The organism is Stenotrophomonas sp. YJH_SMC_94-11, from assembly GCF_059370435.1.
This window is the reverse complement of sequence record NZ_JCAFTR010000009.1, coordinates 38,285-60,628: the sequence shown is the minus strand read 5'-3', so window position 1 is coordinate 60,628 and position 22,344 is coordinate 38,285. Positions and strand designations below refer to the sequence as shown.

The window sequence follows — 22,344 nt, the reverse complement described above, 5'->3', positions numbered from 1 at the left end:
TGCACTCTCGCTTCTCCAAGTGCAGCGCTCTTGCTGACTATCTGGATTGCCGTCCCAACGCGCAGGGCGCGCTGCTGATAGGCCAGGAATCAACGGATTGACGAAGTATGGGTCGGGGTATGGGGTCACATACGAACCCAAGAAAAAAGCCCCTGAAATCAGGGGCTTAGTTCGCAACTTGGCGGAGAGAGGGGGATTCGAACCCCCGAAGCGCGGTTTAGACGCTTACACACTTTCCAGGCGTGCTCCTTCAACCACTCGGACACCTCTCCGGATCCCTGCCATCGGCAAACGCCTCAGCAGGGGCGCAGATTCTAGCGGGCGGCGCGGCCGGACACAAGCACCTCTGATCAGAGGCGCATCCAGGGGCATTGTTGGCGAGGGGGCTGGACAGGCATGGCACAATGGAACATCCGATGGAAAACGGTGGCCTGATGTCCTATCTCGTCCTTGCCCGCAAGTGGCGTCCGAAGCGTTTTGCCGAGCTGGTGGGCCAGGAGCATGTGGTCCGTGCGCTCAGCAATGCGCTGGACAGCGGCCGGGTCCACCACGCGTTCCTGTTCACCGGTACCCGTGGCGTGGGCAAGACCACCATCGCGCGCATCTTCGCCAAGTCGCTGAACTGCGAGCAGGGCACCAGCGCCGACCCGTGCGGCCAGTGTGCCGCCTGCCTGGACATCGACGCCGGTCGCTACATCGACCTGCTGGAAATCGACGCCGCGTCCAACACCGGCGTGGACGACGTGCGCGAGGTGATCGAGAACGCGCAGTACATGCCCTCGCGCGGCAAGTACAAGGTCTACCTGATCGACGAAGTGCACATGCTGTCCAAGGCGGCGTTCAACGCACTGCTGAAGACGCTGGAAGAGCCGCCGGAGCACGTGAAGTTCCTGCTGGCCACCACCGACCCGCAGAAGCTGCCGGTCACCGTGCTCAGCCGCTGCCTGCAGTTCAATCTCAAGCGCCTGGACGAAGACCAGATCCAGGGCCAGATGACCCGCATCCTGGCGGCGGAAGAGATCGAGGCCGACGGCAGCGCCATCGTGCAGCTGGCCAAGGCCGCCGATGGCAGCCTGCGTGACGGCCTGTCACTGCTGGACCAGGCGATCGCCTATGCCGGCGGCGCGCTGCGCGAAGACGTGGTGCGCACCATGCTGGGTACCGTGGACCGCACCCAGGTGGCAGCGATGCTGGATGCGCTGGCCGAGGGTGATGGCCCGCGCCTGCTGCAGGTGGTGGCCGCGCTGGCCGAATTCTCGCCGGACTGGAGTGGCGTGCTGGAAGCGCTCGCCGAAGGCCTGCACCGCATCCAGGTGCAGCAGCTGGTGCCGGGTGCCGCCGTGGCGGAAGGCCTGGATGTCGCATCATTCGCCGAGCGCCTGCGCCCGGAAGTGGTGCAGCTCTGGTACCAGATGGCCCTGAATGGCCGACGCGACCTGCCGTTGGCGCCGAGCCCGCGCGCCGGCTTTGAAATGGCCGTGCTGCGCATGCTGGCGTTCCGCCCGGCCGCAGCGGTACCGCCGGTGCCGAAGGCCGTCGACGGTGCGGTGGGTGGCACGCCGGGTGGCAACGCTGCCGGTGGTGGCGCCCATGCCGGAAACCATGAAGCGACGCCGGCTGCTGCCGTCGCTTCGGCCAGCCCGGCCGTGGCGGCGCAGGTGGCCGCTCCGGCGGCTGCACCGCGCGAACCTGAACCCGAACCTGAGCCGGCACCGCAACCGGAGCCGGATCCGACGCCTGAACCCGAGCCGGTTCCGGTGGAAGAGCCCGTGTCACCGCCGCCGGTGAAGGCCGAGGCACCGGCGTTTGCCATCGCAGCAGAGGCAAGCGATGAGCTGCCGCCGTGGGCCACCGACGAAGCCGAGGCGCGGGATGGGGCCCTGGCGGCCGAGATGGCCGGCCCGGATGCCGCCATGGTCGCGCCCTGGCATGAACCGCCGGCTCCCGCCGCGGATCCAGTCGAGCCTGCGCCGCCGGAGCGTTCGTTCCGCGCCGAAGGTATTGCCATTGCGCCGGCCGAACCGGCCCCGGCGCATGCCGCCACGCCGCAGGAAGGTGTCAGCGAGCTGGCCACTGCCGACGACTGGCTGGATCTGGTCGCCAACAGCGGCCTCAGCGGCCCGTCGCGCCAGCTGGCCGCCAATGCCGCCTTCATCAGCTGCCAGCACGGGACCTTGAAACTGGGCCTTTCGCCCGGATTTGAATACCTGCGCTCGGAGCGCGCGCTGGCCGCCCTGGGCGAGATGCTGGAAAAGGCCCTGGGCCAGGCGCCGAAGATCGTGGTCGAGACCGTGGAAACCGAACACGTTCCGGCCGAGACCCTGCATCAGCGTGCCGACCGCCAGCGTGGCGAGCGGCAGCAGGTGGCAGAGGCCGTTTTCATGGACGACCCGGAAGTGCAGGTGCTGATCCAACAGCACGGTGCCCGGGTTGTTTCCGATTCCATCCGTTCTTTTGACGAGTAAGACACTATGCGCGGCAATATCGCCCAACTGATGCAGCAGGCCCAGAAGATGCAGGAAAACCTGCAGAAGGCCCAGGAAGAAATCGCCAGGATCGAAGTGACCGGCAGTGCCGGCGGCGGCATGGTCAGCGTGACCCTGACCGGCGCCAAGGAATGCCGCAAGGTGCGCATCGACCCGTCGCTGGCCAGCGACCCGGAGATGCTGGAAGACCTGATCGCCGCCGCCTTCAACGATGCCTCGAACAAGATCGATGCCGAGTCGAAGTCGAAGATGGGTTCGGCCACCGCCGGCATGCAGCTGCCGCCGGGCATGAAGCTGCCGTTCTGATTGCCAGCGTGGCATCCGTGCAAGCGGGTGCCACAGAATCTGTAGCCGTCGAGCTCGCTCGGCGCCATCAAAGCATGCCGCCGTGTCCGCACCCCTGCTTGAACAATTGATCGACGCACTGCGGGTGCTGCCTGGCGTAGGCCAGAAGACGGCGCAGCGCATGGCCTACCACCTGCTCGAGCGCGAGCGCGAAGGCGGCCAGCGCCTGGCCGAAACGCTGGCCTTGGCGGTGGAGCGTATCGGCCACTGCGCGCAGTGCCGCGACTTCAGCGAAACCGAGCTGTGCCCGACCTGTGCCAACAGCAGCCGCGAGCGCAGCCAGCTGTGCGTGGTCGAATCGCCGGCCGATCGTCTCGCGATCGAGAACGCGACGGGTTTTCGCGGTGTCTACTTCGTGCTGCAGGGCCGGCTGTCGCCGCTCGATGGCGTCGGCCCGCGCGAGCTGGGCCTGGAGCAGCTGGAGCAGCGGCTGGCCGAAGGTGAGGTACAGGAGCTGATCATCGCCACCAGTGCCACCGTCGAAGGCGAAGCCACCGCGCATTACCTTGCGCAGCTGGCGCGCGCGCGCAAGGTGCAGCCCAGCCGGCTGGCACAGGGCCTGCCGCTTGGCGGCGAGCTTGAATACGTTGACCGCGGCACGCTGTCGCACGCGTTCGGGACGCGCAGCGAATTCCGTGATTGAGCACCACCCGGGCATCGCCCGGCGCGGCCGGCCTACAATGCGGAAGACACTCCTGCCGAGGCCGACCATGAGCAACGAAACCCTCTTCAGCAAGATCATCCGTCGCGAGATCCCGGCCACCATCGTCTATGAGGACGACGAGGTGCTGGGCTTCAAGGACATCGCACCGCAGGCGCCGGTGCACGTACTGTTCATTCCGAAGAACGAGATCATCCCGACCCTGGACGACCTGCAGCCGTCGCAGGCGCACCTGGTCGGCAAGCTGGCCCTGGCCGCTGCCGAATACGCGCGCCGCGAGGGTTTCGCGCAGGACGGCTACCGCATCGTGATGAACTGCCGCGAGCACGCCGGGCAGACCGTGTTCCACATCCACATGCACCTGCTGGCCGGCGCGCCGCTGGGGCATTTCGGTACGCCGGGGCGTTGAAGCCCTGTCCACGCATGCGTGGATGAAAAAGGCCGCCCGAAGGCGGCCTTTTCCGATCATGCGGGCTGGGTGGCGATCACCACCAGCCCCAACGGCCGTAGCCACCCCAGTACGGGCCCCACGGACCCGGGCCCCACGGGCCATAGGGGTAGGGCACCACATCGACCTGGCGCTGTTCCGGCCACAGGTAGATCACATCGGCCGACAGCTTCGGCAGGCGGTAGTCGTAGTCCCCGATGCGGGTGTTCTGGTAGCCGTCGATCTTGCCGATGAAGGTCACGTCACGCCCGGCTTCAAACACGGCCGGGTCGTAGAAACCGGCGCGGCAGGCAATGAAGCGGCCGTCGCTGGCGTCGGACGAGGTGGTGTTCGGGCGGCCACTGGCGTTGAGCGGGCGCGAGATCATCTGGAAGCAGGTCTCGCCCTGGCCGGGCTTGGTCTCGATGATGCGGCCGCCCCATCGGACCGGCGTGCCGACCTGCTGGGTGGCGACCGAGTCGCGCGGGGAAACCAGGCTGAACTGTCCCTGCAGCGGCTTGGGGGCCGTGGCGCAGGCCGACAGGGCCAGCGTGGCCACAGCGGTGAGGAGGAACTTGGTGTTCATGGGGAGGCTCCGGAAGTCGGGCGATGCCTGCGCAGGTCCCGCAATAATGAAGCGAGGTCGGTGCAAGTTCCAGCGTAGCGTGCGTCGGCGAAACGCTGGCTGAGTGCGAGCAGGGCCGGATCGGGGCGCTGGGCATGTACCCGCCGTGACCAGTCGCGTGCGGTTTCGTGGGGGGCGCGGGCCAGGCCAAGGCGCGCATAACGCCGCCCGAGCCGGTGCCAGGCACGCAGCAGCGGGTCGCGCTCGCGCTCGCCGCGGGCCAGCAACCAGGCCATCCACGCCAGTGCCAGCAGGGCGGCGACCACGAAGCCGGTCACCAGCTGCGCCGGCCCGAGGTCATCCAGCCCGAACGGCTTGAGCAGTTGCTGCTGGCGGCGTGCATCGAAGGACAGCACCAGGTCGTTCCAGCCGCGCCGCAGCCAGTCACCCATCTGCCCCAGCTGCAGCCAGCGCTGTTGCAGCGGGGTATCGGTGCCGGCCTGCAGGCGGTCGTCCAGGGTGTCCAGGATGCGTTCCGGTGCCACGGCCGCGGTCGGGTCGACCCGCACCCAGCCGCGTTGCGGCAGCCAGACTTCGGCCCAGGCGTGGGCATCCATGCGACGCACCACCCAGTAGTCCCCGATGCGGTTGCGGGTACCGCCTGCGAAGCCGGTCACCACCCGGGCCGGAATGCCGGCGTTGCGCATCAGCACTACGAAGGCCGAGCTGAAGTGCTGGCAGAAGCCGGCCTTGTAGTTGAACAGGAAATCGTCGACCGGATCGCGCCCCGCCACCGGTGTATCCAGCGTGTAGGAGAAGTCGCGGGTGATCCATTGCAGCGCACGGCGGACGATGGCCTCGTCATCGCTGCCTGCCTCCTGCCGCCATTGCCGCGCGAGCTGGGCGGTGCGCGGATTGAAGCCGGGCGGAAGCTGCAGCGCCGCGCGGCGCAGGTAGGGCGACAGATCGGTGTCGAACCGTTGCGGCGGCGCCGAATGCAACCGCCAGCGGCTGAGCGCGGACAGCGTGCGGTCGCTGCGTAGGCTCATGTCGGCATCGAAGCTGCTGCCCTCCGGTGCGCGGCTGGGCAGGTCCAGTGCCACCAGCAGGCGACGGTCGGTGGGCTCGTAGTCGATCTGGTAGTCCCAACCCTGTGCGGCGGTTTCGACCACCGGTGCGGGGCGTCCGGCCGTCGCGCGATCGCGGCTCCAGCGGTGGCCGTCGAACGACGTCAGCACCGGGCCGCGCCAATAGCGCTGCGCAGGCTCGGGCACCGCGCCGAAAAACTGCACGCGCAACGCCGGGGTGTCGTCGGCCATCAGGTCCAGCCACTGGTCCGGCGCCATGCTGTCAGCCAGGCCCGGTGTGCCCACCGCTCGCTCGGGTACGCCCCACAGCGGCGTGGACAAGCGCGGGAACAGCCAGAAGCAGGCCAGCGCGAGTGGCAGGCCGATCCCCAGCAGGCGGCCGACACCACGCAGTTGTCCGCGCAGCGGCAGTCGAGGGCTGTGGCCCTCGTCCAGGGCCAGGCGTTGCAGGGCCAGCAGTGCGGCAACTGCGGCCAGCGCTGCCAGCCCGGTGGTCAACGGCCCCTGGTCGAGCAGGAAGGCGGCGAACGGCGAGAACAACGCGAAGCCCAGCAGGCTGCGCGCATCGCGCAGGTTGCGCAGTTCGCTGGACTTGATCGCCAGCATCGCCGCCAGCAATGCGCAGCCGGTATCGCGGCCCGGCCGCACCATGCCCATCTGCCAGACGATGGTGGCAAGCATGGCCAGCACCAGCACCAGGCGAACCGGCATCGGCAGCACCCGCCGCCACGAAAGCGCAGCGGTCAGCACCGCAGTGATCGCGATCACGCTGGCCAGTACCGGTGGCAGCTGCAGCAGCAGTGGCAGCAACGCCAGCGCTGCGCTGGCCAGGGTCCAGCTGCGGGCGTTGCGGTCGAGCAGAACGGCAGGCTCAGTCATGGGGCATCAATGCCAGTGCGCGCAGGCACAGGTGGTGGTGGCTGGCGCCCTGGCCGGGCCCCAACGGCGGATGGGCCGGAAGCAGCAGCGTATAGCGACGGCCTTCGCGCTCGGCCATGTCGACCCAGCGTGCCAGCCGCGCGATGCGCGCTTCATGGCCCAGCGCCGCCAGCGTGCGCCAGTCCAGCACCACTTCGATGCCGATCGGCTTCTCGTATTCGCGTACCAGCAGGCTGTCGCGGCGCGCCGAGTGTTTCCAGGCAATGCTGCGCGGGGCATCGCCGGCACGATAGGGGCGCAACTGGTGCAGCTCATCGCCACTGGCATGGGCGCGGGTGTGCAGTGGGTCGTTGCCACGTTCCGGAAGCGGCGGTGCCAGTGCCTCGGCAAGTGGATAGACCAGCAGCGGCTGCTCCGGCCACACCCACGACCATGCCCGCACCAGTCCCAGCGGCTGCGTGCTCGACAGGCGGATGCGGGGCAGTTCCAGCCAGCCGCGCCGCTCGCTGGGAACATCCAGCTCCACTTCGCCGCGACCGTGTGCAGGCAGTGCAACCCAGGCCTCGCTTGCGCCCAGCTGCAGGTGCAGCCCGTGGCGCGCGCGCGGGTCACGCAACGAAAGGTCCACGCGCAGGCGCAGGGGATGCCCGGCCGGTACCGGTTCGGCGGAGATTGCATCGATCTGTATGCCGGACAGCTGCAGGTGCGCGGCGATGGCGCTGGCGATCGCTGCCGCGGCCAGCAGCAGCGCAAGCAGCAGGGCCGGGTTGTTGTTGTAGTTCAATGCGCCCAGCAGCATCGCCGACAGCAGGGTGGCGACGAACAGGCCGAAGCGGGTTGGTAGTACATAGATGCGATGGCGGTCCAGTCGCTGCGGCAGGGCTTCGGGCCTGCGGGGGCGTGCCAGCAGCTGCATGCGTGCCCAGCGTGTGGCCACCTTCAGTCCACCGCGACGGTCTGCAGGATCGCCCGCGCAAGCGCCGGCCCGGAGCTGGATTCGGCTTCGGCCACCAGGCGATGGCCGGCCACCGCCACGAACAGGGTCTGCACGTCTTCGGGCACCACATGCCCGCGGCCGAGCAGCAGCGCATGTGCCCTGGCGGCACGCAGCAGGGCCAGTCCCGCGCGCGGTGACAGGCCTACGCGCACGCCGGCATGGTGTCGGCTGCGGGTCAGCAGCGCCTGCACATAGTCGATCAACGCGTCGCTGGCATGCACCTGGTCAACCGCTTCACGCAATGCACGCACCTGGGTGTCGTCCAGCTTTGGCAGCGCGCGTGCGATCAGGTCGCGGCGATCAGTGCCGCGCAGCAGCTCGCGCTCGGCCTGCGCGCTGGGGTAGCCCATCGCCAGGCGCAGCAGGAAACGATCCAGCTGCGAATCCGGCAACGGGAAGGTACCGGACAGGTCGACCGGGTTCTGCGTGGCGATCACGAAGAACGGGTCGGGCAGTGGATGTGTCTGTCCATCCAGTGTGACCTGTTGCTCGGCCATCGCTTCCAGCAGCGCACTCTGTGTCCGCGGCGGTGCACGATTGATCTCATCGGCCAGCAGCACGTGGGTGAACACCGGGCCGGGATGGAACTGGAACTGGCGGCTGCCGGCCTCGTACACCGAAACGCCAAGTACATCGGCCGGCAGCAGGTCAGAGGTGAACTGCACGCGCTGGAAGCTGAGGCCGAGGCTGCTGGCCAATGCGTGCGCCAACGTGGTCTTGCCCAGCCCGGGCAGATCCTCGATGAGCAGGTGGCCGCCAGAAAGCAGGGCGACAAAGGCCAGCCTGACTTCCGGCACCTTGCCCAGCACCAGTGCGTTCACCTGATCCTGTGCCTCCCGCAGGGCCTGGCGCAGTTGATCGGTTAGCATGCTGGGATTGGGGGACGAGGCTGGCATGATCGTCTCAGGTCTGGAATCCACTCGATTATCCATAGAGCAATGCAAGGCGAACAGCGCGCGCGGACAATATTTCTCTGGTTATGGACGCTGATCACAGCGGCCAAGCTGGTGGTGGCTGCGCGCCTGCCGCTGTTCGTCGATGAGGCGTTCTATTGGCAGGAAGGCCAGCACCTGGCCGCTGCCTATTCCGACCTGCCGGGGCTGACCGCCTGGCTTGCACGCTTGGGCGTGGAGATCGGTGGCCATCACGTACTCGCACTGCGCCTGCCGTTCCTGGCCATCGGTGCGCTGCTGCCGTTGCTGGTGGTGCGCATCGCTACGCGCTGGTTCGGCAACGTGGCCGGTTGGCAGGCGGGCAGCCTGACGCTGCTGATGCCGTTGTCGGCCACGCTGGGCCTGCTGGCCGTGCCGGACGTACCGATGGCGCTGGCGGCGGTGATCTGCCTGCACGCAGGTGCACGCCTGCTGCACAGCGTGGACGCGTCCTCGGCGATGAAGCTGGCGCTGGGCCTGCTGATCGGTGCGCTCAGCCACTACCGTTTCATTGGTGTCATCGGTGTCGGCTTCATTGCGTTGCTGGCGTTGCCGCAGGGCCGTCGCATGCTGGCCGACCCGCGCGTATGGGTGGCGCTGGCGGTGGGCGTGCTGGCCTGGCTGCCGTTGCTGGCGTGGAATGCCGACAACCACGACGCCGGCCTGAAGTTCCAGGTGGTCGAGCGCCACCCGTGGACGTTCGAGTGGGAGGGGCTGTGGTTCCTGGTGATCCAGCCGATGCTGGTGACGCCGATCCTGTGCATGGCGATGTGGAAGGTCGCCCTCGCGGGTACCCGCAGTGGCGGTGGGGCGCGGGTGCAGTGGCGCTATTTCGGCCTGGTGGGCGGGGTGTCGACGCTGGGCATCTTCCTGCTGGGCTTCTTCACCGATGTCGAGCGGATCAGTTTCCACTGGCCGCTGCCAGGCTACCTGGCGCTGCTGGTGGCCGTGCCGGTGGTCCTCAACGGTTGGCCGCGCTGGCTGCGCCGTACCGGCTGGTGGCTGGCCGCTGCAGGTACCGTGCTGGCGTTCGGCTACTACCTGATGGCGTCCACGCCGGCACTTCGCGAGCAGATGGCCGGCAGCAAGTACTACCCGCGCAACTTTGCCGGCTGGCAGCCACTGGCCGTGGCGGTGCGTGACGAACTGCGGCAGATGCCACCGGGTACGCGTGTCCTGGCGGGCAACTTCAAGGTCGGTGCCGAACTGGGCTTCCAGCTGGGCAATGGCGATATCGAGGTGTTGCCACATCCGCTCAACGACAAGCATGGGCGCACCGCACAGTTGGCGCAGTGGGACCTGCTGCACGAAGGCCCGCGCAGTGTGCCGATGCTGCTGGTGCTGTCACCCAGTGACCAGCGCTACCGCGACCTGCTGGCGCGCTATCACACCATCTGCGAGCAGGTGGGGCCGTTGCCGGCGCCACGCGTGGTCAGCAGCGATCATGGCTTCCAGCGGTTCCTGCTGTTCCGGCTGCCGGCCAAGCGTGCACAGGGGGCCTGCGTAACGCCCTCAATGGCTTGGCTGGATGCGCCGTCCAACGGTGAAAAGGTCTCCGGAACGCTCGCCATCAAGGGCTGGGCATTCAAGGATGGGGTCGGGCTGGCGCGGGTTGAAGTGCTGGTTGATGGCCGCTCGATCGGTGACGCGCGTTACGGGCGCGTGTTCGACATTCGCCCCGCCTGGCCGGACAGTACCGATCCGCAGCATCCGGCGGTGGGCTTCGACGCGTCGCTGGACACCACCACGCTGGCGCCGGGCCGGCACTGGCTCGGCCTGCGCCTGCACGGGCGCGATGGCAGCGTGGAGGCGTGGCAGGAGCAACCGTTCGAGGTTCGTTGAGGTTCTCTGGTCCTGTAGAGCCGAGCCGATGCCCGGCTGCTTCCGATTCAGATGGCAGGCAGCCTCGAAAAAAGCAGCCGAGCATGGGCTCGGCTCTACCGTTCACGGCACCGCGAATCCGGCCCTGCGCAGCAGGCCGCACAGCGCGATCAGTGGCAGGCCGACCAGCGCGGTCGGGTCGCGGTTGTCGATCGCCTCGAACAGGCTGATGCCCAGGCCCTCGCACTTGAAGCTGCCGGCACAGTCCAGTGGCTGCTCGGTGGCGACGTAGCGGGCGATCTCCTGCGAGTCCAGCGCGCGGAAGTGCACTTCGGTCAGATCCAGGGCGGCGAGGGATTCTCCATCCCGTCTGAGACTGATTGCCGTGTGAAAGCGTACCGTCTGCCCGGACATCGCCACCAGCTGCGCACAGGCCGCCTCGACCGTGCCAGGCTTGCCCAGCGGCTGGCCGTTCAGGTCGGCCACCTGGTCCGAGCCGATCACCCAGGCACCCGGATGGCGCGCGGCGACATCGGCCGCCTTGGCGGCGGCCAGGCGCGTGGCCAGGGCCATCGGGCCCTCGCCGTTCAACGGTGTTTCATCCACCTCCGGGCGTGCGCAGTCGAAGGGCAGGCCCAGCCGTTGCAGCAGTTCGCGACGGTAGCGGGAGGTGGAGGCCAGGACCAGTGACATGCGAGAATACCGAGGCAGGGCGCGGCAGTCTGGCCCGCCGGCAACGCCAGCAGCAAGTCCTGTATGGCGGGCATTTGACAGCGGGCGGTGCGATCCTTAGTATTCAGCGGCTTATGTCCGCGAACGTGCCCGAAACGCTGGATGCCTGGCGGATGGTTGTAGCGCGAAGGCGCTTCGACGGTCAGGTCTCCCTGGCTGAATTGACCCGCCTGCAGGGGTTGGTCGCAGATACCGACGGCGAGTGTGTCTACTCGCTTGAATTCGGTCGCGACGACGTCTTGCGGGTATCCTATGTGGAACTGACCATCGACACCGCGTTGCCGCTGACGTGTCAGCGCAGCATGCAGCGATTCCTGTTGCCGGTGAAGGTGACCCAGAGGCTTGGCCTGATCCGCGACGAGGACGAGGAATCGTCCCTGCCGGAGGAGTACGAGGCGTTGCTGGTGCCGGAAGACGGGCAGCTGCGTCCGCTGGACCTGGTCGAGGACGAGTTGGTGCTGGCGGTGCCTGTGGTGCCGCTGTCGCCCGACGGTGAGGCAGTCGATCAGGACTGGGCACCGAGCGAAGAAGAAACAAAGAAGGCCAACCCGTTTGCGGCGTTGGCGGCATTGAAGAAACAATAGCAGCCGGTTGTCGTCGGCGGCTGCGGCGAAAGCGAAAAGTGTGCTGGGCGCTGGCGTCCTGTGCGACGAAACGACGAAGCAAAACGAACCGAGTTTGGAGCAATCCCATGGCTGTCCAGAAATCCCGTGTTACCCCGTCCCGCCGCGGCCAGCGCCGTTCGCATGACGCCCTGAGCGCCAAGCAGCTGTCGACCGACCCGACCACCGGCGAAGTGCATCTGCGTCACCACATCACTGCCGATGGTTTCTACCGCGGCAAGAAGGTCATCCAGACCAAGACCTCGGCCGTCGAAGAAGATTGATGTGCCGGGAAGGCCGCTGCCTCCGGGCAGCGGCCTTTGCCTTCTTTCCCGGGCGTGCCGGTGATCGGCGGCCCGCGCAACAGGAAACATGATGAGCAAGCGGATCTATTCGAGGATCGCGGGCACCGGTAGCTATTTGCCGGAGAAAGTCCTGACCAATGCCGACCTGGAAAAAATGGTCGAAACCTCGGATGAGTGGATCCAGTCGCGCACCGGAATTCGTGAACGGCACATCGCGGCCGAAGGCGAAACCACCAGCGACCTTGGCTACAACGCCGCCCTGCGCGCGCTTGAAGCCGCAGGCATCGATGCCTCGCAGCTCGACATGATCGTGGTCGGCACGACCACCCCTGACCTTATTTTCCCGTCCACCGCGTGCCTGATCCAGGCCAAGCTCGGTGTGGCCGGGTGCCCCGCCTTCGACGTCAACGCAGCCTGTTCCGGCTTCGTGTTCGCGCTGGGCGTGGCCGACAAATTCATCCGCTCCGGCGACTGCAAGCACGTGCTGGTGATCGGCACCGAAACGTTGACCCGCATGGTCGACTGGAACGATCGCACCACCTGCGTGCTGTTCGGTGATGGCGCCGGCGCCGTCGTGCTCAAGGCCGACGAAGAAACCGGCATCCTCAGCACCCACCTGCATGCCGATGGCAGCAAGAAGGAACTGCTGTGGAACCCGGTTGGCGTCTCGAGCGGTTTCAAGGACGGCGCCAACGGTGGTGGCACCATCAACATGAAGGGCAACGACGTGTTCAAGTACGCCGTCAAGGCGCTGGACTCGGTCGTGGACGAGACCCTGGCCGCCAACGGCCTGGACAAGTCCGACCTGGATTGGCTGATTCCGCACCAGGCCAACCTGCGCATCATCGAAGCCACCGCCAAGCGCCTGGACATGTCGATGGACCAGGTCGTGGTGACCGTCGACAAGCACGGCAACACCTCGTCCGGTTCAGTGCCGCTGGCGCTCGATGCCGCCGTGCGGTCGGGCAGGGTCGAGCGCGGCCAGCTGCTGCTGCTGGAAGCCTTCGGCGGCGGCTTCACGTGGGGTTCGGCCCTGCTGCGCTATTGATAGTGCAAGTTACGACAATGTGAAGTCTTGTCGTTACGGCCCTCCGGGGCCGTAACGCGTTTAAGGAGGACCTGTCATGGTTGAGCCCATCGTCATCGAAGGGCAACGTGCCTGGCTGAAGCAGTACGGCAAGGGAAGCCGAGCACTGGCCCTGGGCCTGCTCAATTTTGTTGCGCGCCGTTTCCATCTCGATGCCCTGCGCCCGCCGCCGCACCGTGGTGGTGACGCCGCGCGCGAAACCGAGGCCCGCCGCCTTGCAGAGCTGCAGGCGCAAGGCGTGAACGTGCCGGACGTGCTGGGCACCGGCCATGCCGCGCTGGTGATCGGCGACAACGGCAGCTCGTTCAATACCTGCCTGCGTGAAGCGGATGAGGCCGGTCGTGATCGGCTGGTGATGGCGGCGATGCAGGCCATTGCCCAAGCGCATGCGCGCGGCGCCTATTTCGGCCAGCCGTTGCCGCGCAATCTCACCTGGGATGGGCAGCAGGTCGGCTTCATCGATTTCGAGGAAGATCCGCTGGAAGTGATGGACCTGTCCGAAGCGCAGGCCCGCGACTGGCTGATGTTCGGTTATGGCGTGGCCAAGTACTACGCTGATCGCCCCGAACATCTGCAGGCGATGATGGCCGAGGCGATGGGCGAGGTCCAGGCGCCGGTGCGCGAGCACGTGCATGCGGTCAGTGGCCGCCTGCGCAGCCTGGCCAGGGTCTGCATGAAGCTTGGCCGCTCAGCGCGCGCGCTGGCCCATTCGATCTTCATCACCCACGGTGCCAGCACTGCTGGCGTGCTGATGCTGGTGGGCCTGTGCGTGGATTTCCTCGCCGACGGCGATCTGGACGTGCTGCAGCTGTTCTGCTGATGGCTGATAGGGGTCAGATCCCTTTTCCTGCGGAAAAGGGATCTGACCCCATTGCGCTTGCCCGGCCGCCCTCCATACGCCTGCATACGCGCACGTACAGACGACACAGCGGATTCCCCCTTATCATGGCCCGCTTCGATTGCAGCAAGCGGATGACCGCGTGACCGTATCCACCCTCGCTTTTGTCTTCCCCGGCCAGGGCTCGCAGTCTGTGGGCATGGTGGCCGAGCTGGCCGAACTGCACCCGCAGGTGCGTGAAGCCTTCACCGAGGCATCCGATGGTGCCGGCGTCGACCTGTGGGCGCTGTCCCAGGGTGGCCCGGAGGAAATGCTCAACCGTACCGAATACACCCAGCCGGCCCTGTTGGCCGCAAGCATTGGTGTGTGGCGCGCCTGGAACGCCGTGGGCGGTCCGCGCCCGTCGGTGCTGTCCGGCCACAGTCTGGGCGAGTACACCGCCCTGGTTGCCGCCGGCGCGCTGAGCCTGCATGACGGCGCGCACCTGGTGCGCCTGCGTGGCCAGCTGATGCAGGAAGCGGCACCGGCCGGTGTCGGTGCCATGGCCGCCGTGCTCGGTGCCGAAGACCAGCTGGTGCTGGATGTCTGCGCCGAAGCCGCAGGCAGCCAGGTGGTGGTGCCGGCCAACTTCAATTCGCCGGGCCAGATCGTGATCGGTGGCGACGCCGACGCGGTCGACCGTGCGCTGGCGCTGCTGGCCGAGAAGGGCGTGCGCAAGGCGGTCAAGCTGGCCGTCAGCGTACCCTCGCACACCCCGTTGATGCGCGAAGCCGCCAACCGCCTGGCCGAAGTGATGGCCGGCCTGTCCTGGCAGGCGCCGCAGCTGCCGGTGGTGCAGAACGTCGATGCCCAGGTGCACGACGGCGTGGACGCCATCCGCACCGCGCTGGTCCAGCAGCTGTACCAGCCGGTGCAGTGGACCGGTTGCGTGCAGGCGCTGGCCGCCCGTGGCATCACCCAGATCGCCGAGTGCGGCCCAGGCAAGGTGCTGACCGGCCTGGTCAAGCGCATCGACAAGGCCATCGACGGCCGTCCTCTGGCCACGCCGGGCGACTTTGAAGCCGCCCGCGAGGCATGGTCGGCCTGACCTTCCCTGTTTCCTGCCGACCGTACCGGTGGCCGCTGCAAGCGGCACGGTGCGGCGGCCGCTCCCGTCTGAGGAAAACAACATGAGCAAGCCCCTGCAGGGTGAAATCGCACTGGTCACCGGTGCCAGCCGTGGCATTGGTGCCGCCATCGCCGATCTGCTGGCCGCCCAGGGCGCCACCGTCATCGGCACCGCCACCACCGAATCCGGCGCCGCCGCGATCGGTGAGCGCCTGGCCGCCCACGGCGGTCACGGCCGCGCGCTGAACGTCACCGATGCCGCTGCGCTGGACAGCGTGCTCGATGGCATCGCCAAGGAATTCGGCCCGATCTCGATCCTGGTCAACAACGCCGGCATCACCCGCGACAACCTGCTGATGCGCATGAAGGACGAGGACTGGGCGTCGATCATCGACACCAACCTGACCAGCGTGTTCCGCACCAGCAAGGCGGTGATGCGCGGCATGATGAAGGCGCGCAAGGGCCGCATCATCAACATCGCATCGGTGGTGGGCGTGACCGGCAACGCCGGCCAGGCCAACTACGCGGCCGCCAAGGCCGGCATCATCGGCTTCAGCAAGTCGCTGGCCAAGGAAATCGGCTCGCGCGGCGTCACCGTCAATGTTGTCGCACCCGGCTTCATCGACACCGACATGACCAAGGCGTTGCCGGAAGAAGCGCGTACCGCGCTGATCAACGACATCGCCCTCGAACGCCTGGGTTCGCCGGAGGACATCGCCCATGCGGTGGCGTTCCTGGCCAGCCCGGCTGCCGGTTACATCACCGGCGAAACCCTCCATGTGAACGGCGGCATGTACATGCCGTAAGCAAGGGGCGCAGGGATTGCGCCGCAAGTGGTTGATCTGCTGAGGTTTTTGCTGCAATGCAAGGCCGCGCCGGTTTCCACTACACTATCCCACGGCCATCGCCCTTGATGGCGACCACTTTTGAACCACAACTCCATCTGGAGCGAGATCCCATGAGCACCATCGAAGAACGCGTCAAGAAAATCGTCGTCGAACAGCTTGGCGTCAAGGAAGAAGAAGTCACCAACAGCGCATCGTTCGTCGATGACCTGGGCGCTGACTCGCTGGACACCGTCGAGCTGGTGATGGCCCTGGAAGAAGAATTCGAGTGCGAGATCCCGGACGAAGAAGCCGAGAAGATCAGCACCGTGCAGGCCGCCATCGACTACATCAAGGCCCACGTCAAGGCCTGATGTCAGACGGCAGTGCGCGCGCGGGTCTCCGCTCGCCGCGCACCGCACCCCATGGGGCCGCAGTTGCGGCCCCGTGTGTTTGAGCATCACACCGAAGCAAACCGTGTTACCCGATTGAACCTTCGGGTCAGGAGAATCAGCAATGAAGCGTCGCGTCGTCGTAACCGGCCTGGGTATCGTCTCGCCGTTGGGCAATGATCTGGCCAGCAGCTGGGAAGGCATCACCCACGGTCGTTCGGGCATCGGTCCGCTGACCAACGTTGCCGATGCCTACCTGGACCGGTTCACCACCAAGATTGCAGGTGAGGTCAAGGGCTTTGACATCACCGCCGACAACGAACTGTTCGGCAAGTACCGGGTCAGCGGCAAGGATGCCAAGAAGATGGACCCGTTCATCCATTACGGCCTCGGTGCCTCGTTCATGGCCCTGCACGACTCGGGCCTGGAGATCACCGACGCCAATGCCGAGCGCATCGGCGCCATTGTCGGCGCCGGCATCGGCGGCCTGCTCGGTATCGAAGAGCAGACCATCGAGTTCCACGAGGGCAAGAAGATCTCGCCCTTCTACGTGCCCAAGACCATCATCAACATGCTGCCGGGCCAGTTGAGCATCATCACCGGCCTGAAGGGCCCGTCGTTCTCGGCGGTGTCGGCGTGCGCGACCTCGAACCATTCGATCGGTACCGCGATGCGCATGATCCAGTACGGCGATGCCGACGTGATGGTGGTCGGTGGTGCCGAGCGCGGCTCCTCGCCGACCGCACTGGGCGGTTTCTGCGCGATGAAGGCGATGAGCACCCGCAACGATGCTCCGGAACAGGCCTCGCGCCCGTGGGACAAGGACCGTGACGGCTTCGTGCTGGGCGACGGCGCCGGCATCCTGATCCTGGAAGAGTACGAGCACGCCAAGGCGCGTGGCGCGAAGATCTACTGCGAACTGGCCGGCTTCGGCGCCAGCTCCGACGCGTACCACATGACCGCCCCGAGCGAGAACGGCGAAGGCGCCGCCCGCTGCATGGTCATGGCCATGAAGGACGCTGGCGTGAGCCCGGAGCAGGTGGGTTACCTCAACGCGCACGGCACCTCCACGCCGCTGGGCGACCTGGGCGAGACGATGGCGATGAAGACCGCCTTCGGCGACCACGCCTACAAGATGATGGTCAGCTCCACCAAGTCGATGACCGGCCACCTGCTGGGCGCGGCCGGTGGCGTGGAAGCGATCTTCTCGGTGATGGCGCTGCAGGACAACGTCATTCCGCCGACCATCAACCTGCAGCAGCCGGGCGAAGGCTGCGACCTGGACTACGTGCCCAACGAAGCGCGCCAGGCCAAGGTCGACGTGGTGATGTCCAATGGCTTCGGCTTCGGCGGCACCAACGGCACGCTGATCTTCAAGCGCGTCTGACCGAGTTGTAGCGGCGAGCCATGCTCGGCGTCGCCGTTGTGTAGAGTCGAGCCATGCTCGACTGAACGTGCGTTACGCACGAGGAGGCCGCCGCAAGGCGGCTTCCGTGCATCTGAATCCTTGAACTGGCCATCATGACCCACGCACCGCTGATCCAACCGCTGCCGCACCCGATCGATCTGCTGGCCCTGCAGCATCATGACCCGGCGCGCTTCCCGCTGCTGATGGAATCCACCGCCTCGGGCACCGCTCAGGGCCGCTGGAGCCTGCTGCTGGCCGCGCAGGGCGACTGCCTGCGGCTGGATGCCGATGGCCAGGTGCGCGACCAGCACGACGCGGTACACGCCGGCAGCTTCCTGCAGGTGCTGGACCGTGCCTGGCAGCACGAACGCCTGCCGCACGACGGCAGCCACAACCTGCCGTTCCGTGGCGGCTGGGCGTTGATGCTCGATTACGAAGTGGCCAGCCAGATTGAACCGGTGCTGCCGGCGCGCGCGCGCGAGGACGGCCGCCCGACCGCGCTGGCGCTGCGCTGCCCGGCTGCGGTGCTGCACGACCACCAGAACGACGCCAGCTTCGTCATCGCCGAAGCAGGTGAGCAGGGCCTGCTGGAGGCGCTGGTGACCATGGCGTCGCAGGCACTGCCGGAGGCCGGGCAGGGCTGGCAGCCGCCGCAGTCGGTGGGCGAGGATGCGCCACAGCGCTTCACCGACGGCGTGCGCCGGGTGATCGACTACCTGCGTGCCGGCGATGTGTTCCAGGTGAACCTGTCGCGGCGCTGGAGCGCGCAGTTCGCTGCGCCGGTCCACCCGCAGGCGCTGTACGCGCAGCTGCGTCGTGCCAACCCGGCACCGTTCGCCGGCCTGTTCAGCGCGCACGGCCGCCATGTGGTCAGTTCCTCGCCGGAGCGGCTGGTGTCGGTGCATGCCGGCCACGCGCAGACCCGTCCGATTGCCGGCACGCGTCCGCGCTTCGAGGGGGACGATGATGCTGCGCGCATCCAGGAGCTGGTCGGCCACCCCAAGGAGCGTGCTGAGCACGTGATGCTGATCGATCTGGAACGCAACGACCTGGGCCGCATCTGCCTGCCCGGCACCGTGGTGGTCGATGAGCTGATGACCGTGGAGAGCTACGCCCATGTGCACCACATCGTCAGCAATGTCAGCGGCCACCTGCGCCCGGAGGTCACGCCCGGCGAGGTGATCGCCGCCACGTTCCCGGGTGGCACCATCACCGGCTGCCCCAAGGTGCGATGCATGCAGATCATCAGCGAACTGGAGCAGGTGCCGCGCGGTGCCTACACCGGCGCGTTCGGCTGGCTGAACCGGGATGGCGACCTGGACCTGAACATCCTGATCCGTACCGCCGAAGTGGATGGCCACGAGGTGAGCTTCCGCACCGGCGCCGGCATCGTGGTCGATTCGGACCCGGACAAGGAACTGGACGAGACCCGCGCCAAGGCCCGCGGCCTGCTGCGCGCGCTGGGCCAGCAAGGGTAGTGCCGGCCGCTGGCCGGCAACGCCATTCCCCCACGGTGGGTGCCGACCGTTGGTCGGCACGGAGTCCTCCATGGCCATTCATCCACGCATGGCGTGGATCTACTGATCGCCGCGCCAGGCATGGATTGTGGTGGGTGCCGACCGTTGGTCGGCACGGCGACGCCACCCCGGTCATGACCCCAATCCACCGGCACGGTATCCTGCACGACGGAATCGAGTTCAGAGGTAGTCCATGGCGGGAGCCAAGCGCGGGTGTCTGTTCGTGGTAACCCTGGTGGTGGTGCTGGCCGCCGTCGTGGCCGGCGCGGGCGCGTGGTTCTTCTACCAGCAGACCCGGTTCGCCGATGCCCCGATCACCCCGTCCGCCGAGAGCGTGGTCATCGCCAGTGGCGATGGCATGAACAGCGTGCTGCGCAAGCTGCGCGAAGCCGGCGTGGACGAGGGCCAGGATGCCCAGTGGCAGCTGCTGGCGCGCCAGCTCGATGCCGCCGGCAAGCTGAAGGTAGGCGAGTACGCGCTCAGCGGCGAGCTGACCCCGCGCGAGCTGCTGCTGCGCATGCGCGCCGGCAAGGTGCTGCAGCACCGCGTCACCATTGTCGAGGGCTGGAACATCCGCCAGCTGCGTGCCGCGCTCAAGCGCGCCGAGCCGCTGCTGCACACCACCGACAATCTTGATGACGCCGCGCTGATGCAGCGCCTCGGCTTCGGTGGCCAGCATCCGGAAGGCCGCTTCCTGCCGGAGACCTACGTCTACCAGCGCGGCGACAGTGATCTGGACGTGCTCAAGCGCGCCCATGCCGCAATGGAAAAGGCGCTGGACGAAGCCTGGGAAAGCCGCGCGCCGGACCTGCCGATCAACACGCCTTACGAACTGCTGACGCTGGCCTCGATCATCGAAAAGGAAACCGCGCTGGCCAGCGAGCGCCCGCAGATTGCGGGCGTGTTCATGCGCCGCCTGAAGATCGGCATGCGCCTGCAGACCGACCCGACCGTGATCTACGGCATCGGTGCCGCGTATGACGGCAACATCCGCCGTCGCGACCTGACTACCGATACGCCCTACAACACCTACACCCGTGCCGGCCTGACCCCGACCCCGATCGCGATGCCCAGCCGCGATGCGCTGATGGCGGCCGCGCAACCCGCGGCGGGCGACGCGCTGTACTTCGTCGCCGTGGGCGATGGCAGCGGCGCGCACGTGTTCTCGCCCAGCCTGGACCAGCACAACGCGGCCGTAGCCCGCTACCTGCAGCAGCTGCGCCAGCAACGTACCCAGGAGACCCCGGCGCAATGAGTCCCGCGCTGCTTCGCCACCCGCGTTTCGTCAGCCTGGAAGGCGGCGAAGGCGCGGGCAAGACCACCGCCATCAATGCCATCCGTGACTGCCTGCGCAGCCACGGCCACGAGGTGGTGCTGACCCGCGAGCCGGGCGGTACGCCACTGGCCGAGCGCATCCGCGGCCTGGTGCTGAAACCCGATGCCGAGATCGCCGCCGAACCGCTCAGCGCCGAAGCCGAGCTGCTGCTGGTGTTCGCCGCACGCGCGCAGCATGTGCGCCAGGTGATCCGGCCGGCGCTGCAGCGCGGTGCCTACGTGCTGAGCGATCGCTTCACCGATTCCAGCTACGCCTACCAGGGCGGTGGCCGCGGCTTGGATCCGCAGTGGATTGCCGACCTGGAGCGCCGCGCGGTCGGCCTGCTGCCAGGGCTGACCCTGCTGCTGGACGTGGACGTGGCGGTGGGTCGCGCCCGCGCCAACGGTCGCGACCTGTGGCCGGACCGCATCGAGAGCGAGCAGGACGATTTCTTCCAGCGTGTGCGCGAAGTGTTCCGCAGCCGTGCGCAGCAGGACCCGCAGCGCTTTGCGTTGATCGACGCCGGCCAGGTGCAGGAACGCGTGGCCGCCGACGTGGTCGCGCGTGTCGAGCGCTGGCTGCAGGGCGGGGAGGGCGCATGAGCACGTTTTCGCCCTGGCAGCAGCGCGCGTTCGAACAGACGGTGGCCGCGCTCGACGCCGGTCGCCTCGGTCATGGCCTGCTGATCTGCGGTCCGGCCGGGCTGGGCAAGCATGAGGTGGCGCTGGCGCTGGCCGACCACGTGCTGGCGCAGGGCGATGCAGCCCACGCCACGCGCACGCGCCAGCTGATCGCGGCGGGCACGCACCCGGACCTGCAGCTGGTCAGCTTCATTCCGAACAAGAGCGGCGACAAGCTGCGTACCGAGATCGTCATCGAGCAGATGCGCGAGATCACCGACAAGCTGGCGCTGACCCCGCAGTACGGCGTGGCGCAGGTGGTGATCGTCGACCCGGCCGATGCGATCAACCGCTCGGCGGCCAACGCGCTGCTGAAAACCCTGGAAGAGCCGCAGCCCGGCCGCTACCTGTGGTTGATCAGCAGCGACCCGGCACGCTTGCCGCAGACCATCCGCAGCCGCTGCCAGCGCCTGGAATTCAAGTTGCCGCCGCAGCACGAGGCACTGGCCTGGCTGCAGCAGCAGGGCCATAGCGAAGCATCGGCGCACGAAGCGCTGGAGGCCGCCCGCGGCCATCCCGGCCAGGCCGACAACTGGCTGCGCGAAGACGGCCTGAGCCTGCGCCGCGAAGTCGGTCGAGATCTGGAACAGCTGGTCACCGGCAAGACCGGCGCGGTGGAGCTGGCGCAGAAGTGGTGCGGTGACGACAACGCGGCGCTGCGCCTGCGCTTTGCCGCCGACCTGGCGCTGGCCCAGGCCAGCACCGATGCCTTGACCACGCCGGAGCGATTGCACAAGCTTGCAGCCTGGTTCGATGCGGCCAACCGCACCCGCGACCTGCTGCGCACCACGGTGCGTGCAGACCTTGCGGTGGTCGAGTTGCTGCTGGCCTGGAACAAGGTGAACGAGCGGCCTGCCGCAAGGGGAAATCGATGAGTGCCAGCAACGCCCGCCAGGGCATCCTGTCCCTGGCCGTGAAGGACAAAGCCGCGCTGTACAGCGCGTACATGCCGTTCGTGAAGAATGGCGGCATCTTCGTGCCCACGCCCAAGCGCTACTTCCTGGGCGACGAGGTGTTCCTGCTGCTGACCCTGCCCGATTCCAGTGAGCGCCTGCCGGTGGCCGGCAAGGTGATCTGGGTGACCCCGGCCGGCGCGCAGGGCAACCGCACCGCCGGCATCGGCGTGCAGCTGGCCGATGGTGCCGAAGGCGAGGGCGTGCGCCACAAGATCGAGACCCTGCTGGCCGGGCTTACCGGCTCGGACAAGCCGACCCATACGATGTGATTCCGGTAGCGCCGGGCCATGCCCGGCTGCGTGCCCCGAAACGCCGTGAACCCGCTGTTCTGTAGAGCCGAGCCATGCTCGGCTGCACACCCCGAAAACACCCGTGAACAC

Annotated in this window: 23 protein-coding genes and 1 tRNA gene; 18 read left to right on the top strand and 6 right to left on the bottom strand. The window is 67.4% G+C overall.

The window, feature by feature from the left end:
- Positions 1–179 precede the first annotated feature (179 nt).
- Positions 180–272 (bottom strand) — tRNA-Ser (locus AC5P74_RS15655).
- Between the two features lie 144 nt (positions 273–416).
- Between AC5P74_RS15655 and dnaX the strand changes: the two genes are divergently transcribed.
- From dnaX to AC5P74_RS15635, 4 genes are all read left to right on the top strand, one after another.
- Complete coding sequence (dnaX, locus tag AC5P74_RS15650) at positions 417–2,465, top strand: DNA polymerase III subunit gamma/tau (RefSeq protein ID WP_495204984.1); 2,049 nt, start codon at positions 417–419, stop codon at positions 2,463–2,465.
- Positions 2,466–2,471: 6 nt separating this feature from the next.
- Entirely contained in the window at positions 2,472–2,792 is a 321-nt protein-coding gene (locus AC5P74_RS15645; protein WP_010483846.1) for a YbaB/EbfC family nucleoid-associated protein, read from the top strand.
- An 82-nt stretch (positions 2,793–2,874) separates the two neighbouring features.
- A complete protein-coding gene (gene recR, locus AC5P74_RS15640; RefSeq protein WP_005415496.1) occupies positions 2,875–3,474 on the top strand; it encodes a recombination mediator RecR in 600 nt (199 codons plus the stop codon).
- A 67-nt stretch (positions 3,475–3,541) separates the two neighbouring features.
- Positions 3,542–3,901, top strand: a complete 360-nt coding sequence (locus AC5P74_RS15635) for a histidine triad nucleotide-binding protein (protein ID WP_005415497.1) — start codon at positions 3,542–3,544, stop codon at positions 3,899–3,901.
- A 76-nt stretch (positions 3,902–3,977) separates the two neighbouring features.
- Here the strand turns inward: AC5P74_RS15635 and AC5P74_RS15630 are convergent, their stop codons facing one another.
- From AC5P74_RS15630 to AC5P74_RS15615, 4 genes are read right to left on the bottom strand one after another with little or no spacing between them, the layout of a single operon-like run.
- Complete coding sequence (locus tag AC5P74_RS15630) at positions 3,978–4,505, bottom strand: Slp family lipoprotein (RefSeq protein WP_005415498.1); 528 nt, start codon at positions 4,503–4,505, stop codon at positions 3,978–3,980.
- Positions 4,502–6,451, bottom strand: coding sequence for a transglutaminase TgpA family protein (locus tag AC5P74_RS15625; protein WP_171957838.1), 1,950 nt, complete (start codon positions 6,449–6,451; stop codon positions 4,502–4,504). Before AC5P74_RS15625 ends, AC5P74_RS15630 begins: the two co-directional genes overlap by 4 nt.
- Positions 6,444–7,367 carry a DUF58 domain-containing protein gene (locus AC5P74_RS15620; RefSeq protein ID WP_053499582.1) on the bottom strand — a complete coding sequence of 308 codons (924 nt, stop codon included), beginning with the start codon at positions 7,365–7,367 and terminating at the stop codon, positions 6,444–6,446. Before AC5P74_RS15620 ends, AC5P74_RS15625 begins: the two co-directional genes overlap by 8 nt.
- 23 nt (positions 7,368–7,390) lie before the next feature.
- Complete coding sequence (locus AC5P74_RS15615; protein ID WP_005415501.1) at positions 7,391–8,344, bottom strand: AAA family ATPase; 954 nt, start codon at positions 8,342–8,344, stop codon at positions 7,391–7,393.
- 42 nt (positions 8,345–8,386) lie between these two features.
- Here AC5P74_RS15615 and AC5P74_RS15610 point away from each other — a divergent pair, with 42 nt between their 5' ends.
- A complete protein-coding gene (locus tag AC5P74_RS15610; RefSeq protein WP_053499579.1) occupies positions 8,387–10,222 on the top strand; it encodes a glycosyltransferase family 39 protein in 1,836 nt (611 codons plus the stop codon).
- A 102-nt stretch (positions 10,223–10,324) separates the two neighbouring features.
- Here the strand turns inward: AC5P74_RS15610 and AC5P74_RS15605 are convergent, their stop codons facing one another.
- Complete coding sequence (locus AC5P74_RS15605; RefSeq protein WP_005415503.1) at positions 10,325–10,894, bottom strand: Maf family protein; 570 nt, start codon at positions 10,892–10,894, stop codon at positions 10,325–10,327.
- 113 nt (positions 10,895–11,007) lie between these two features.
- Between AC5P74_RS15605 and AC5P74_RS15600 the strand changes: the two genes are divergently transcribed.
- The 13 genes from AC5P74_RS15600 to AC5P74_RS15540 all read left to right on the top strand — a co-directional run bounded on the left by AC5P74_RS15600 (position 11,008) and on the right by AC5P74_RS15540 (position 22,233).
- A complete protein-coding gene (locus AC5P74_RS15600) occupies positions 11,008–11,517 on the top strand; it encodes a YceD family protein (RefSeq protein WP_005415504.1) in 510 nt (169 codons plus the stop codon).
- Positions 11,518–11,624: 107 nt separating this feature from the next.
- Positions 11,625–11,819, top strand: coding sequence for a 50S ribosomal protein L32 (rpmF, locus tag AC5P74_RS15595; RefSeq protein ID WP_005408308.1), 195 nt, complete (start codon positions 11,625–11,627; stop codon positions 11,817–11,819).
- A 91-nt stretch (positions 11,820–11,910) separates the two neighbouring features.
- Positions 11,911–12,888, top strand: coding sequence for a beta-ketoacyl-ACP synthase III (locus tag AC5P74_RS15590; protein ID WP_014036188.1), 978 nt, complete (start codon positions 11,911–11,913; stop codon positions 12,886–12,888).
- Positions 12,889–12,964: 76 nt separating this feature from the next.
- Positions 12,965–13,747, top strand: coding sequence for a BUD32 family EKC/KEOPS complex subunit (locus AC5P74_RS15585; RefSeq protein ID WP_053499577.1), 783 nt, complete (start codon positions 12,965–12,967; stop codon positions 13,745–13,747).
- A gap of 160 nt (positions 13,748–13,907) precedes the next feature.
- On the top strand, positions 13,908–14,852 hold the full coding sequence (fabD, locus tag AC5P74_RS15580; protein ID WP_005415507.1) for an ACP S-malonyltransferase: 945 nt from the start codon (positions 13,908–13,910) through the stop codon (positions 14,850–14,852).
- An 82-nt stretch (positions 14,853–14,934) separates the two neighbouring features.
- Positions 14,935–15,678 (top strand): 3-oxoacyl-ACP reductase FabG, encoded by a 744-nt coding sequence (fabG, locus tag AC5P74_RS15575; RefSeq protein ID WP_005408312.1) that lies wholly within the window; start codon positions 14,935–14,937, stop codon positions 15,676–15,678.
- Positions 15,679–15,830: 152 nt separating this feature from the next.
- Positions 15,831–16,070 (top strand): acyl carrier protein, encoded by a 240-nt coding sequence (gene acpP, locus AC5P74_RS15570; protein ID WP_005415509.1) that lies wholly within the window; start codon positions 15,831–15,833, stop codon positions 16,068–16,070.
- A gap of 142 nt (positions 16,071–16,212) precedes the next feature.
- Positions 16,213–17,475 (top strand): beta-ketoacyl-ACP synthase II, encoded by a 1,263-nt coding sequence (fabF, locus tag AC5P74_RS15565; protein WP_329841386.1) that lies wholly within the window; start codon positions 16,213–16,215, stop codon positions 17,473–17,475.
- Positions 17,476–17,609: 134 nt separating this feature from the next.
- Positions 17,610–18,974, top strand: coding sequence for an aminodeoxychorismate synthase component I (locus AC5P74_RS15560; protein WP_495204983.1), 1,365 nt, complete (start codon positions 17,610–17,612; stop codon positions 18,972–18,974).
- Positions 18,975–19,206: 232 nt separating this feature from the next.
- Positions 19,207–20,268: an endolytic transglycosylase MltG gene (gene mltG, locus AC5P74_RS15555; RefSeq protein ID WP_346607300.1), complete on the top strand. Its 1,062-nt coding sequence runs from the start codon at positions 19,207–19,209 to the stop codon at positions 20,266–20,268.
- Positions 20,265–20,930, top strand: a complete 666-nt coding sequence (tmk, locus tag AC5P74_RS15550) for a dTMP kinase (RefSeq protein ID WP_171957833.1) — start codon at positions 20,265–20,267, stop codon at positions 20,928–20,930. The genes mltG and tmk overlap by 4 nt, the downstream gene beginning before the upstream one ends.
- On the top strand, positions 20,927–21,883 hold the full coding sequence (locus AC5P74_RS15545) for a DNA polymerase III subunit delta' (protein ID WP_171955845.1): 957 nt from the start codon (positions 20,927–20,929) through the stop codon (positions 21,881–21,883). Before tmk ends, AC5P74_RS15545 begins: the two co-directional genes overlap by 4 nt.
- Positions 21,880–22,233 carry a PilZ domain-containing protein gene (locus AC5P74_RS15540; RefSeq protein ID WP_005412452.1) on the top strand — a complete coding sequence of 118 codons (354 nt, stop codon included), beginning with the start codon at positions 21,880–21,882 and terminating at the stop codon, positions 22,231–22,233. The genes AC5P74_RS15545 and AC5P74_RS15540 overlap by 4 nt, the downstream gene beginning before the upstream one ends.
- Positions 22,234–22,344: the final 111 nt, after the last annotated feature.